Raw genomic sequence first — 12,947 nt, 5'->3', positions numbered from 1 at the left:
CGGACATGGCTGGAAGTCTGACGCAATTCGCCTATCTCGTCGCCGCGGTGTGCATGATCATGGCGCTCCGCGGGCTGTCGAGCCCGGAAACCTCGCGCGGCGGCAACCGTTGGGGCATGGCCGGCATGGCCATCGCCATCGTCACCACCGTGCTCACCCCCGACGCCTCGTACATCCTGATTCCGCTGGGCCTGCTGATCGGCGGCGCCATCGGCACGGTGGTGGCCAGGAAGATCCAGATGACGGCGCTGCCGCAGCTGGTGGCGGCGTTCCACTCGCTGGTCGGCCTGGCGGCGGTGTTCGTCGCCGGCGCGGCGCTGTCGGCCCCCGAGGCCTACGGCATCGTCGGCGCCGACGGCGGCATCATGGCCGCCTCGCTGATCGAGATGAGCCTGGGCGTCGCCATCGGCGCCGTCACCTTCACCGGCTCGCTGGTGGCCTTCGCCAAGCTGCAGGGCCTGGTCTCGGGCAAGCCGCTGGTGTTCCCCATGCAGCACCCGCTGAACGCGGCGCTGGGCATCGCCATGGTGCTGCTGATCGTGCTGTTCGCCATGTCGGGCGGCTCGATCGCGATGTTCGTGCTGATCACCCTGATCGCCCTGGCCCTCGGGTTCCTGCTGATCCTGCCCATCGGCGGCGCCGACATGCCGGTGGTGGTGTCCATGCTCAACTCGTATTCGGGCTGGGCGGCGGCGGGCATCGGCTTCACCCTGGGCAACCCGCTGCTGATCATCGTCGGCGCCCTGGTGGGCAGCTCGGGCGCGATCCTGTCCTACATCATGTGCAAGGGCATGAACCGCTCGATCTTCAACGTCATCCTGGGCGGCTTCGGCGGCGAGGTGGCGGGGCCGGCGGCCGGTGCGGCCGGCGGCGACAAGGCAGTCAAGGCCGGCTCGGCCGACGACGCCGCGTTCATCATGAAGAACGCCTCGAAGATCATCATCGTGCCCGGCTACGGCATGGCGGTGGCGCAGGCCCAGCACGCGGTGCGCGAGATGGCCGACATGCTGAAGAAGGAAGGCGTCGACGTGCGCTACGCCATCCACCCGGTGGCGGGGCGCATGCCCGGGCACATGAACGTGCTGCTGGCCGAGGCCAACGTCCCCTATGACGAGGTGTTCGAGCTGGAGGAAATCAACCACGAATTCGGCACCGCCGACGTGGCCTATGTGATCGGCGCCAACGACGTCACCAACCCGGCGGCCAAGACCGACCCCACCTCGGCCATCTACGGCATGCCGATCCTGGACGTCGAGAAGGCCAAGACGGTGCTGTTCATCAAGCGCTCGATGGCGTCCGGCTATGCCGGCGTCGACAACGAGCTGTTCTTCCGCCCGAACACCATGATGCTGTTCGGCGACGCCAAGAAGATGACCGAGGAAATCGTCCAGGCCCTGGGCTGATCCCCCTCACCGGCGACGGCGCCGCATCCCCGGTTGGGGGTGCGGCGCTTTTTTTTTTGGGATTCAGCTGTCCGACTGGCCCAGGCCTTTGAACACGTCGGCCATGCTGGTGTACTGGTCGTCGGGCATGCCGTCCAGGGCCTTGATGATGTCGTCCGAGGCGTTCTTGGAACGGGCGTATTCGACGATCTTGCTTCTGTCGGCGGGGAAGTCGATGCCGGCCAGGGTCTGGGCGGCGTCATGCGGCATGGATTGGCGGGCGAGCGGCATCTCCGGTCCTCCGTGGGGAAGGGTGGGTTCCGCTCTCCGAACACCGGCGGGCGCGCGCGAGTTCCCGCGCCAGGAACACCCTTGGCGCCGCCGGCCGTCCTTGTTCGGGGGGGACGGGGGACAGGGGGAGTTTCCCGAGCCAGACGGCCGGCAAACGCCAAGAGCGCCGCGACTGTGCCATCGCGGCGCTCTCGGATATTTGACTTTGGTCAGCTGTCACGGCCCGGAAGGGCCGGCGGAACCGGGCGCGAAGGGGTAGAGGAGGCTTGGCCCCCGCGCCCCTTGGCCCGGCTAGAAGCCTTCGCGTTCCAGGCGCTTGCGCTCGAGCTTGCGGGCCCGGCGAACCGCCTCGGCCTTTTCGCGGGCGCGGCGCTCCGAGGGCTTCTCGTAGTTGCGGCGCAGCTTCATCTCGCGGAAAACGCCCTCGCGCTGCATCTTCTTCTTGAGCGCCTTAAGGGCCTGATCGACGTTGTTGTCACGAACGAGAACTTGCACGTTTCGTCACCGCTCCTCTACGCTGAAAACCGTCCCGACGCACGGCAGCGTCTGCCGTCCGGGAGGACGGGTACATATCACAGCCCACCGGGCTTGTGAAGAGGGCGTGAACATCCTATGCCGATTCCGAAGCCAGGGCGATTTTGAAGCCATGCCGATCCTGAAGATTGCCCGCATGGGGCACCCGGTGCTGGCCCGCCCGGCCGAGCCGGTGGCCGACCCCACCGCCCCGGACATCCGCCGTCTGGTCGCCGACATGATCGAGACCCTGGAGGATGCCGGCGGCGCCGGGCTGGCGGCGCCGCAGGTGCATGTGCCGCTCAGGGTGGTGGTGTTCCGGGTGCCGCCGGGGCGCGACGCGCCAAAGCAGGACGGGGCGGGCGAGGTGCCGCTCACCGTGCTGGTCAACCCGGTGGTGGAGCCCCTCGACGGCGAACTCCGTCTGGGGTACGAAGGCTGCCTGTCCATTCCGGGGCTGACCGGGGCGGTGCCGCGCTTCCACCGCGTCCGCTACCGGGGCTTCGGGCTGGACGGCGCGGTGGTGGAGAGGGAAGCCGAGGGATTCCACGCCCGGGTGGCGCAGCACGAATGCGATCACCTGGACGGCGTGCTCTATCCCGCCCGCATGCCCGACCTGGCCACCTTCGGCTTCGTCGAGGAGGTGAAGCGAACCATGGAGCAGAGCCGATGACCGCCGCACCCTTCCAGTCCGTCCGCGATCGTCTGGTGCTGGCGGCGCTGCCGCATGCGGTGTTCGACGGCTGGTCGGCGCGCAGCCTGGCGGCGGCGGCGCGCGACGAGGGCCTCGACCCGACCATGGCCGAACGGGCCTTCCTGGGCGGCCCGGCGGCGGCGGTGGACCACCTGGTCGATCTTGCCGACCGCCTGATGGCCGAGGAGGCCGCCGGCCTCGACCTGGACTCCATGCGGGTGCCCGACCGCGTCTTCACCCTGCTGAAGCTGCGCTTCGAGCGGTGGGCGCCGCACCGCGAGGCGATCCGCCGCGCCATGGCGCTGCTGGCGCTGCCCGGCAACGCGGCGGGCGCCGCCCGCATCACCTGGCGCACCGCCGATGTGGTGTGGCGGCTGGCCGGCGACCGCTCCCACGATTTTTCCTGGTACACCCGCCGCGCCACCCTGGCGGCGGTGTGCTCGGCGACGCTGCTCTACTGGCTGGACGACCCGTCCGAGGACAGCGCCGACACCTGGGCCTTCCTGCGCCGCCGCCTGGCCGATGTCGGCCGCGTCACCCGCGCCCGCAAGCAGGCGCAATCGTGGCTGGAAGGCCTGCCGCGGCGGATGCCGAGGGGCCTGCGCCCTTGATGCAGAAGTCATGGATTATTCACGGCCCCGGCCATTCGGCGTGGGTTGGCGATAAGGCCATCCGGGTGTAGCATCGGGGAACGCTTACCCTATGGGGGAGTTTCGCATGCCAGGGGTGGACACGCCCGCCAGCGCCGCGACGGTATTCGACCTGGACGGCCTCGCCGCCCTCGTCACCGCGCTGAAATCCAAGGGTTATCGCGTCATCGGTCCCCGCGTGGCGGACGATGCCGTGGTTTACGACGACATCGACGACGTTCGGGACCTTCCCGCCGGCATCGGCGACGAACAGGCGGGTGGGCGCTACCGGCTGCGCAAGCGGGGCGATAGCGCCGTGTTCGGCTATACCGTCTCGCCCCAGGGCTGGAAGCGCCACCTCTTTCCGCCGCGCCAGAAGCTGTTCGCCGCCCGCCGCAGCGCCACCGGCTTCGAGGTGCTGCCGCCCGACCCGGCGCCGCCGCCCTTCGCCTTCATCGGCGTGCGCGCCTGCGAGCTGGCGGCCATGGCGGTGCAGGCCAAGGTCTTCGGCGACAAGGACTACGCCGATCCCGGCTACCAGGGCCGCCTGAAGGACGCCTTCGTGGTGGCGGTGGAATGCGGCGAGGCCGGCGATCTGTGCTTCTGCGCCTCCATGGGCACCGGCCCGGCGGTGAAGGCGGGCTACGACGTCAAGCTGGTGGAACTGGCCGGCAAGGACGGCCCCCGCTTCATCGCCACCGCCGGCACCGCGCGGGGCGAGAAGATGCTGGGCAAGCTGAAGGCGGCCAAGGCCGCCGACGGCGACCTCAAGGCCGCCGCCGACCGTGTCGCCAAGGCGGCCAAGAAGATGGGCCGCAAGATGGAGACCGCCACCTCGGCGCGGCTGAAGGAGTTTTCCGAGCATCCGCGCTGGGACCAGGTGGCGGCCCGCTGCATGACCTGCGGCAACTGCACCATGGTCTGCCCGACCTGCTTCTGCACCACCGTCGAGGACGTCACCGATCTCAAGGGCGACAACGCCGAACGCTGGCGGATGTGGGATTCGTGCTTCTCGGTGGAGTTCTCGTACATCCATGGCGGGCCGATCCGCTCCGAGGCGCGATCGCGCTACCGCCAATGGATCACCCACAAGCTGTCCACCTGGTTCGATCAGTTCGGCACCGCCGGCTGCGTCGGCTGCGGCCGATGCATCGCGTGGTGCCCCGTCGGCATCGACATCACCGAGGAAGTGGCGGCGATCCACGAATCTCTGAAGGGGAGGAAGTGACCATGGTCCAGCCGGAAAACCTGGGTCGCATCATCGACGAGCATCCCTTCTTCCAGGGCATCGACGCCAAGCTGCGTGCCCTGCTGGTGGGCTGCGCCGCCAACGAGCGCTTCGAAGCCGGGCAGTTCCTGTTCCGCGAAGGTCAGGACTCCAACAAGTTCTTCCTGATCCGCGCCGGCACGGTGGCGGTGGAGATCGACGTCCCCGGCAAGGCCCCGATCATCATCGAGACCATCGGCGAGGGCGAGGTCGCCGGCTGGGCCTGGGTGGTGCCGCCCCACCGCGCCACCTTCGACGCCCGCGCCATGACCCTGGTGCGCGCCGTGTCGTTCGACGCCAAGTGCCTGCGCGGCAAGATGGACGCCGATCCGGCCCTGGGCTACGAGGTGCTGCGCCGCTTCGTGCCGATGATGGCGCACCGCCTGTCGGCCGCCCGCATGCAGATGCTCGACCTTTACGGCCCCGGCGCGGTGCCGGCCAGGCTCAAGGACGAGAAGAAGGCCAAGGTGGCCAAGGCGGTGAAGACCTCGAAGGGCCGCAACCGCGCCCCCGACGCCCGCCTCGCCGCCGCCGCCAAGGACACGGGCGAGAAGGCCAAGGCCAGGACCAAGGTCGCCAAGGAGGCCAAGCCGGTCAAGGCGCCGAAGGCGGCCAAGCCGGTCAAGGCGCCGAAGGCGGCCAAGGCCAAGAAGAAGGCGGGATGACCATGACGGCCAGCCCCAAGGACCCCATGCTGCCCAGGCAGTTCCGCATCGACAAGGTGCGGCGCGAGCTGTCCGACACCTTCACCATGGAGCTGACGCCGGACGCGAAGGCCGGCTTCGTCTTCAAGCCGGGCCAGTTCAACATGCTTTACGTCTTCGGCGTCGGCGAAGTCCCCATCTCCATTTCGGGCGATCCCGGCGACCGGACCAAGGTCGTCCACACCACCCGCGCCGTGGGCGCGGTCACCCGGGCCATGGACGCCCTCAAATCGGGCGACACGGTCGGCGTGCGCGGCCCGTTCGGCACCGCTTGGCCGGTCGAGGCGGCCTACGGCCAGGACATCGTGTTCGTCGCCGGCGGCGTCGGCCTGGCCCCCTTGCGTCCCGCCATCTATCACGCCATGGCCAATCGCGAGCGTTTCGGCAAGGTGGTGGTGCTCTACGGCGCCCGCACCCCCGAGGACATCCTGTTCCGGGCCGAGGTGGAGAAGTGGCGCGGCCGCTTCGACATGGACGTGCTGGTGACGGTGGATCGCGCCACCGGCAAGTGGGGCGGCAATGTCGGCGTCGTCACCAATCTGGTCGGGCGCGGCGGCTTCGACCCCTTGCACACCACCGCCTTCGTCTGCGGCCCAGAGGTGATGATGCGCTTCGTGGCGGCGGCGCTGGAGAAGAAGGGCGTCGATCGCTCCTCCATCTGGGTGTCCATGGAGCGCAACATGAAATGCGGCTGCGGCCTGTGCGGCCACTGCCAGTGGGGTCCCCACTTCGTCTGCAAGGACGGCCCGGTCTTCCGCTATGACCGCGTCGCCGACATGTTCCAGGTCAGGGAGCTTTGACCATGGCCGAACGGAAAAAGCCAAAGCTGGCGGTGTGGAAGTTCTCGTCCTGCGACGGCTGCCAGCTCAGCCTGATCGATTGCGAGGACGAGCTGCTGGCCATCGCCGACGAGGTGCGCATCAGCTACTTCCTGGAAGCCACCCGCAAGGTGGAGAAGGGACCCTACGACATCTCGCTGGTGGAAGGATCGATCACCACCCCCCACGACATCAAGGCCATCCGCGAGGTCAGGAAGCAGTCCAAGGTGCTGGTCACCATCGGCGCCTGCGCCACCGCCGGCGGCATCCAGGCGCTCAGGAACTTCAAGAACGTCAAGGAATTCATCCGCTGCGTCTACGCGCATCCGGAATACATCGACACCCTGACCACCTCGACGGCGGTGTCCGACCACGTCCACGTGGATTTCGAGCTGCGCGGCTGCCCCATCTCCAAGCACCAATTGCTGGAGCTGCTCAACGCCACCTTGAACGGCCGCAAGCCCAACGTGTCGCACCATTCCCAGTGCATAGAGTGCAAGCGCAACGGCGTGGTCTGCCGCATGGTGGCGGCCGGCACGCCCTGCCTGGGGCCGGTGACCCAGGCCGGCTGCGGCACCCTGTGTCCGTCCAAGGATCGCGGCTGCTACGGCTGCTTCGGGCCGATGGAGACCCCCAACACGGCGTCCCTGGCCGCCCATCTCAAGGAACTGGGGCAGTCGGGGCGCGACGTCCAGCGCCTGTTCCGCAGCTTCAACGCCAATGCCGAGGCGTTCCGCAAGGAGAGCGAAAGCCATGGCTGAGACCCGCACCATCAAGGTCGAGGCGCTGGCCCGTGTCGAGGGCGAGGGCTCGCTGCACGTCAAGGTCCGCGACGGCAAAATCAAGGAGCTGCATTTCGGCATCTTCGAGCCGCCGCGCTTCTTCGAGGCCTTCCTGCGCGGCCGCGACTTCCGCGAGGTCCCCGACATCACCGCCCGCATCTGCGGCATCTGCCCCATCGCCTACCTGATGGGCGCGTCGCAGGCCATGGAGGACGCGCTGGGCATCCAGGTGACCAAGCCGATCCGCGATCTGCGGCGCCTGATCTATTGCGGCGAGTGGATCGAGAGCCACGCGCTGCACGTCTACATGCTGCACGCTCCCGACTTCCTGGGCCTGGCCGACGCGCTGGAACTGGCCGCCGTCGATCGCACCCTGGTCGAGAAGGCCCTGCGCCTGAAGAAGATCGGCAACGAGATCCTCGAGGTCATCGGCGGCCGCGCCATCCACCCCGTCGGCCTCAAGGTCGGCGGCTTCTACAAGGCGCCCAAGCGGAAGGAGCTGAGGGCGCTGGAGGACAGCCTGAAATGGGGCCTCGAGACCTCCATCGCCACCGCCAAGCTGGTGGGCGGCTTCGAGTTCCCCGAGGTGGAGCAGGACTACAATTTCATGGCGCTGCGCCACCCCGATGAATACGCCATCCACGAGGGCCGGCTGGTCACCTCGCGGGGGCTCGACATCCCGGTGCGCGACTTCCTCGACCACGTCGAGGAGGAGCACGTGCCGTGGTCCAATGCCCTGCACGGCTATGCCAAGGACGGCAGCCCCCACCATGTCGGGCCGCTGGCCCGCTACAACCTCAACTACGACAAGCTGTCGCCCACCGCGCAAGCGGCGGCCAAGGACGGCGGCCTGGGTCCGGTGGTGCGCAACCCGTTCAAGTCCATCGTGGTCCGCTCCGTCGAGCTGGTGCAGGTCTACGAGGACGCGCTGAAGCTGGTGCGGGACTACGAGGAGCCGGACAAGGCCTGTGTCGAGGTGGAGCCCAAGGCCGGCGAGGGCCACGGCTGCACCGAGGCGCCGCGCGGTATCTGCTATCACCGCTACAAGCTGGACAAGGACGGCTCGGTGCTGGACGCCCGCATCATCCCGCCCACCGCTCAGAACCAGAAGGTCATCGAGCTGGACCTGGTCAAGGTGGTCGAGGCCAACCTGGCCAAGGACGACGACACCATCAAGTGGCGGGCGGAACAGGCCATCCGCAACTACGATCCCTGCATCTCCTGCGCCACCCATTTCCTGAAGCTGGAGATGGACAGGGGGTGATGCCGACCGTTTCTTGAACGGGAACGGTCGCTCTACTCGGGCTTCACCAGCACGTGGCGCTTCTTGCCGGCGGTGAGCTTGACGGTGGCGTCGATGACCAGGGTCGCCTTGGCGTCGCGCACCGGCTGGTCGTCGATCTTGGCCCCGCCCTGCTCGATCAGCCGCCGCGCCTCGCCGTTGGAGGCGGCCAGGCCGGCGGCCACCAGCAGCGCCGCCAGGCCGATCTCGGTCCCCTTGGCCAGGGCCAGGGTGGGCAGCGATTCGGCGGCCCCGCCCTCCTCGAAGGTCTTGCGCGCGGTCTCGGCGGCGGCTGCGGCGGCCTCGGCACCGTGGGCCAGGCGGGTGACCTCGCCGGCCAGCACCTTCTTGGCCTCGTTGATCTCGGCGCCCTTCAGCGCCTCCAGCCGGGCGATCTCGTCCAGCGGCAGCTCGGTGAACAGCCTGAGGAAGCGGCCGACATCGGCATCCTCGGTGTTGCGCCAGTACTGCCAGAACTCCCACGGGCTCAGCATGTCGGCGTTCAGCCACACCGCCCCCGAGGCGGTCTTGCCCATCTTGGCCCCCGAGCTGGTGGTCAGCAGCGGGCTGGTCATGCCGAACAACTCGGCCTGGTGGACGCGGCGGCCCAGCTCGACGCCGTTGACGATGTTGCCCCACTGGTCCGAGCCGCCCATCTGCAGCAGGCATTTGTGGCGTGCCCACAATTCGGCGAAATCGTAGGCCTGCAGGATCATGTAGTTGAATTCGAGGAAGGTCAGCGGCTGCTCGCGCTCCAGCCGCAGCTTGACCGAATCGAAGGTCAGCATGCGGTTGATGGTGAAGTGCTTGCCGTAATCGCGCAGGAAGGCGATGTAGTTGAGGTGGTCCAGCCAGTCGGCGTTGTTGACCATCACCGCGTCGCCGGCGCCCTCGCCAAACGACAGGTATTTGGCGAACACCGAGCGGATGCCGTCCATGTTGCCGGCGATGTCGGCATCCGACAGCATCTTCCTGGCCTCGTCCTTGCCCGAGGGGTCGCCGATGCGGGTGGTGCCGCCGCCCATCAGCACGATGGGCTTGTTGCCGGTCTTCTGCCACCACCGCAGCAGCATGATCTGCATCAGCGAGCCCACATGCAGCGACCGCGCGGTGCAGTCGAAGCCGATATAGGCGGTGGCCGAGCCTTCGGTCAGACGCTTGTCGAGGGCCTCCAGGTCGGTGCACTGGTGCAGGAAGCCGCGCTCGGTGACGACGCGAAGGAAGTCGGATCGGGGGCTGGACATGGACCGTTCATTCGGTTGCTTGCGGGAAGGCCGCCCGTTTAGCACAATCCCGCTTTCCCCACAACGGACCGGCCCGGATATCCCGCCATGACCATGCTTGCCCTGGGCCTGATGAGCGGCACCTCGCTGGACGGTGTCGATGCCGCGCTGGTGGTCACCGACGGCGTCGCGGTGGAGCGGCTGGGCCCCAGCCTGACCCAACCCTATCCCGAGACGCTGCGCACCGCCTTGCGCGGCGTGCTGGGCGGGGTCGGGCCGGTGGAGGAGGTCGAGCGCGCCGTCACCCTGTTCCATGCCGAGGTGGTGGCCCGCCTGCTGGCCGACAACCGGCTGGCGGCGGCCGAGATCGATGTGGTCGGCTTCCACGGCCACACCATCCTGCACCGCCCGGCCGAGCGCCGCACCTGGCAGATCGGCGACGGCGCGCTGCTGGCGAAGCTGACCGGCATTCCGGTGGTCGACGATTTCCGCAGCGCCGACGTCGCCGCCGGCGGCCAGGGGGCGCCGCTGGTGCCGGTGTTCCACGCCGCGCTGGCGGCCGGCTTGCCGCGGCCGCTGGCGGTGCTCAACCTGGGGGGGGTCGGCAACGTCACCTGGATCGGCGAGGACGATTCCCTGCTCGCCTTCGATACCGGGCCGGGCAACGCCCTGCTCGACGACTGGGCGCTGGCCCATACCGGCCGGCCGGTGGACGAGGGCGGGGCGCTGGCCAGGACCGGGCGCGTCGATGCCGGCGCCGTCGCCGCCTTCCTGCGCCATCCCTATTTCGCCCGCGTTCCCCCGAAATCCCTGGACCGCGACGATTTCCGCAAGACGGCGGCGGCCCTGGTCGCAGGCCTGGGGGCCGCCGACGGCGCCGCCACCCTGACCGCCTTCACCGCCAAGGCCGCCGGCCTCGCCCGCGCCCATTTTCCCAAGCCGGCCGCCGGCTGGCTGGTGTGCGGCGGCGGCCGCCACAATCCGGCGGTGATGACGGCCCTGGCCGCCGAGTTCAACGTGCCGGTGGCGCCGGTCGAGGCGGTGGGCTGGGATGGCGACGCGCTGGAAGCCCAGGCCTTCGCCTATCTGGCGGTGCGCAGCTTGCGCGGCCTGCCGCTCACCTTCCCCGAGACCACCGGCACCCCGCGCCCCCTGAGCGGCGGCCGCTTCCATCGCTGATACCGGATGTTAACCGGGCGGGAGATAGACTTTCCTTTTCGTCACCCCCGGGCTTGACCCGGGGGTCCACCGGACGTGGATGGCCGGGTCAAGCCCGGCCATGACGGGCAGAAGCGGGATCGGGAAGATGCGACGTCTGATTGTCCCCTTGGCCCTGTGCGGGCTGCTCGCCGCCCCCGCTTACGCCGACCGCGCCACCGCGCTGAAGGCGCTGAAGGGCACGCCGCCGGTGGTCGATGCCACCGTGGACAACAGCGGCAACCTCTACGCCCTGGTCAAGGGCGATTCCAAGATTCCGTGGAACGTGGTGGCGGCCAACATCTGCCGCTTCGTGGCGCCGCATCAGGGGCGCATCTTCAAGGTGCGGGTGGTGGATCTCACCCACGCTTTGCCGGCCAAGCCACCGGCCGCCTGGACCCGCCTGGGCGAGGCCGATTGCGGCAGGTGACGTGCCGGGGCGGCCGGCCCTATTGCGCCGCCGTCGCCAGGGCGACCGGCGGCTCCGCCGTCGCCGCCGAATCGGCCTGGGCCTCGGACAGGTAGCCATCGACCAGCTGGTTGAGCGGATCGAGGTGCGAGCCGAAGAAGTGGTTGGCGCCCTCGACGGTGCGATAGCGCACCCGGATGTTCTTCTGGCTGCCCAGCTTGGCCGCCAGCTTGGCCACCGACGGCTCGGGCACCAGTTCGTCGGCGGCGCCGTGCACGATCAGGCCCGAGGACGGGCAGGGGGCGAGGAACGAGAAGTCGTAGACGTTGGCCGGCGGCGCGATGGAGACGAAGCCGTCGATCTCGGGCCGGCGCATCAGCAACTGCATGCCGATCCAGGCGCCGAACGAGAACCCGCCGACCCAGCAGGCGGCGGCATTGGCGTTGTAGGTCTGCAGCCAGTCCAGCGCCGAGGCGGCGTCGGACAGCTCGCCCTGGCCGTTGTCGAACTTGCCCTGGCTGCGCCCGACCCCGCGGAAATTGAACCGCAAGGTGGAAAAGCCGCGCCGCACGAAGGCGTGGTACAGGGTGTAGACCACCTTGTTGTTCATGGTGCCGCCGTGCTGCGGATGCGGGTGCAACAGCAGGGCGATGGGCGCGTTGGGACTTTTGGAGTGCTGGTAGCGGCCTTCGAGGCGGCCGTCCGGTCCGTTGAAAATCACCTCGGGCATTGCTTCCCCTACCTGTGCAGTCTTCTTGGCCCGGCCACCGGCCTGGAAACCCAAGCGCCAACGTTGGTCACTCGCGCCTGAGAAATCAGTTCAGTGTCGGCCATACTTGACCGACCTTGTCGGGCATCCTATATTCCCTTTCGGCGCATGGGGCCGCGAATGGGTTTCCCCCCTTCATCCGGGCCAGCGCGACGGAGCGGCAGATTAGCATAATCTCAGCTATGATTTTCAAGAGTCTTCAGGAAGAGATCGTTTCCATCCGCCGGCGCGACCCCGCCGCGCACTCCTGGTTGGAGGTGGTGCTGTGCTATCCAGGCCTGCACGCCCTTGCCATCTACCGGGTGTCGCACTGGTGCTGGTCCAACGGCCTGAGGGTGCTGGCGCGCTTCCTGTCCCATTTCGGCAAGATCTTCACCGGCATCGAGATTCATCCCGGCGCCACCATCGGCAAGCGCCTGTTCATCGACCACGGCACCGGTGTGGTGATCGGCGAGACGGCGGTTCTGGGCGACGACGTCACCCTTTATCAGGGCGTCACCCTGGGTGGCACCTCGCTGCACAAGGGCAAGCGCCATCCGACCCTCGAGGACGGGGTGATCGTCGGCTCCGGCGCCCAGGTGCTGGGACCGTTCACCGTCGGCAAGGGGGCGCGCATCGGCGCCAATGCCGTGGTGCTGACCGAGGTGCCCGCCGGTGCGACCATGGTCGGCATCCCCGCCCGCATGGTGATGCGCAAGGCCAAGCCGGGCGAGCCCGACTTCTGCGCCTACGGCCTCGAGGACGAGAACATGCCCGACCCGGTGGCGCGCGCCATCGACGCCTTGCGCAGCCAGGTCGCGCAACTGACCGACCGCATCGCCGACCTTGAGGCGGAGCGGCAGGAGACCCCTCCGGTGGACGGCTTCGATGCCGTCCATCCGACCGACGGCTTTGCAATCGGCGAGGGCGTGAATGACGAGGCGTCGCGGGCGCTCAAGCAGTGAGCCGCGGCAGAGTGCAACTGGGAAGGCGGCGCCAAGACCGCAG

15 protein-coding genes are annotated in these 12,947 nt (G+C 68.6%); 11 read left to right on the top strand and 4 right to left on the bottom strand.

Annotated elements, in window-relative coordinates:
- Window positions 1–5: 5 nt before the first annotated feature.
- The gene (locus MTBUT4_RS02105) at window positions 6–1,403 is read left to right on the top strand and encodes an NAD(P)(+) transhydrogenase (Re/Si-specific) subunit beta (RefSeq protein WP_173978007.1); all 1,398 of its coding nucleotides are present in this window, start codon (window positions 6–8) and stop codon (window positions 1,401–1,403) included.
- Between the two features lie 63 nt (window positions 1,404–1,466).
- Here the strand turns inward: MTBUT4_RS02105 and MTBUT4_RS02100 are convergent, their stop codons facing one another.
- Window positions 1,467–1,673: a DUF2795 domain-containing protein gene (locus tag MTBUT4_RS02100; protein ID WP_173978006.1), complete on the bottom strand. Its 207-nt coding sequence runs from the start codon at window positions 1,671–1,673 to the stop codon at window positions 1,467–1,469.
- A 291-nt stretch (window positions 1,674–1,964) separates the two neighbouring features.
- Window positions 1,965–2,168, bottom strand: coding sequence for a 30S ribosomal protein S21 (rpsU, locus tag MTBUT4_RS02095; protein WP_002726599.1), 204 nt, complete (start codon window positions 2,166–2,168; stop codon window positions 1,965–1,967).
- Window positions 2,169–2,319: 151 nt separating this feature from the next.
- Between rpsU and def the strand changes: the two genes are divergently transcribed.
- From def to MTBUT4_RS02060, 7 genes are all read left to right on the top strand, one after another.
- The gene (gene def / locus MTBUT4_RS02090) at window positions 2,320–2,859 is read left to right on the top strand and encodes a peptide deformylase (protein ID WP_173978005.1); all 540 of its coding nucleotides are present in this window, start codon (window positions 2,320–2,322) and stop codon (window positions 2,857–2,859) included.
- Complete coding sequence (locus MTBUT4_RS02085) at window positions 2,856–3,491, top strand: COQ9 family protein (RefSeq protein ID WP_173978004.1); 636 nt, start codon at window positions 2,856–2,858, stop codon at window positions 3,489–3,491. The genes def and MTBUT4_RS02085 overlap by 4 nt, the downstream gene beginning before the upstream one ends.
- A gap of 106 nt (window positions 3,492–3,597) precedes the next feature.
- Window positions 3,598–4,737 (top strand): 4Fe-4S dicluster domain-containing protein, encoded by a 1,140-nt coding sequence (locus MTBUT4_RS02080; protein ID WP_173978003.1) that lies wholly within the window; start codon window positions 3,598–3,600, stop codon window positions 4,735–4,737.
- 2 nt (window positions 4,738–4,739) lie between these two features.
- Window positions 4,740–5,441 (top strand): cyclic nucleotide-binding domain-containing protein, encoded by a 702-nt coding sequence (locus MTBUT4_RS02075; RefSeq protein WP_217424097.1) that lies wholly within the window; start codon window positions 4,740–4,742, stop codon window positions 5,439–5,441.
- Window positions 5,438–6,280 carry an FAD/NAD(P)-binding protein gene (locus tag MTBUT4_RS02070; RefSeq protein WP_217424096.1) on the top strand — a complete coding sequence of 281 codons (843 nt, stop codon included), beginning with the start codon at window positions 5,438–5,440 and terminating at the stop codon, window positions 6,278–6,280. The genes MTBUT4_RS02075 and MTBUT4_RS02070 overlap by 4 nt, the downstream gene beginning before the upstream one ends.
- 2 nt (window positions 6,281–6,282) lie before the next feature.
- The gene (locus tag MTBUT4_RS02065; RefSeq protein WP_173978002.1) at window positions 6,283–7,059 is read left to right on the top strand and encodes an oxidoreductase; all 777 of its coding nucleotides are present in this window, start codon (window positions 6,283–6,285) and stop codon (window positions 7,057–7,059) included.
- Window positions 7,052–8,344 (top strand): Ni/Fe hydrogenase subunit alpha, encoded by a 1,293-nt coding sequence (locus MTBUT4_RS02060; protein WP_173978001.1) that lies wholly within the window; start codon window positions 7,052–7,054, stop codon window positions 8,342–8,344. Before MTBUT4_RS02065 ends, MTBUT4_RS02060 begins: the two co-directional genes overlap by 8 nt.
- 32 nt (window positions 8,345–8,376) lie before the next feature.
- Here the strand turns inward: MTBUT4_RS02060 and tyrS are convergent, their stop codons facing one another.
- Entirely contained in the window at window positions 8,377–9,606 is a 1,230-nt protein-coding gene (tyrS, locus tag MTBUT4_RS02055; RefSeq protein WP_173978000.1) for a tyrosine--tRNA ligase, read from the bottom strand.
- 93 nt (window positions 9,607–9,699) lie between these two features.
- On the opposite strand from tyrS, the gene MTBUT4_RS02050 reads away from it, so the two are divergent.
- Together MTBUT4_RS02050 and MTBUT4_RS02045 are read left to right on the top strand one after the other, a co-directional pair.
- On the top strand, window positions 9,700–10,764 hold the full coding sequence (locus tag MTBUT4_RS02050) for an anhydro-N-acetylmuramic acid kinase (protein WP_173978048.1): 1,065 nt from the start codon (window positions 9,700–9,702) through the stop codon (window positions 10,762–10,764).
- A gap of 127 nt (window positions 10,765–10,891) precedes the next feature.
- On the top strand, window positions 10,892–11,212 hold the full coding sequence (locus MTBUT4_RS02045; protein ID WP_173977999.1) for a hypothetical protein: 321 nt from the start codon (window positions 10,892–10,894) through the stop codon (window positions 11,210–11,212).
- A gap of 19 nt (window positions 11,213–11,231) precedes the next feature.
- Here MTBUT4_RS02045 and MTBUT4_RS02040 read toward each other — a convergent pair whose 3' ends face one another.
- A complete protein-coding gene (locus MTBUT4_RS02040) occupies window positions 11,232–11,921 on the bottom strand; it encodes an alpha/beta hydrolase (protein WP_173977998.1) in 690 nt (229 codons plus the stop codon).
- A 221-nt stretch (window positions 11,922–12,142) separates the two neighbouring features.
- Here MTBUT4_RS02040 and cysE point away from each other — a divergent pair, with 221 nt between their 5' ends.
- A complete protein-coding gene (gene cysE, locus MTBUT4_RS02035) occupies window positions 12,143–12,904 on the top strand; it encodes a serine O-acetyltransferase (RefSeq protein ID WP_173977997.1) in 762 nt (253 codons plus the stop codon).
- Window positions 12,905–12,947: the final 43 nt, after the last annotated feature.

The organism is Magnetospirillum sp. UT-4, from assembly GCF_902729435.1.
Taxonomy (GTDB): Bacteria; Pseudomonadota; Alphaproteobacteria; order Rhodospirillales; family Magnetospirillaceae; genus Magnetospirillum.
This window is presented reverse-complemented; position numbering and strand designations above follow the sequence as displayed.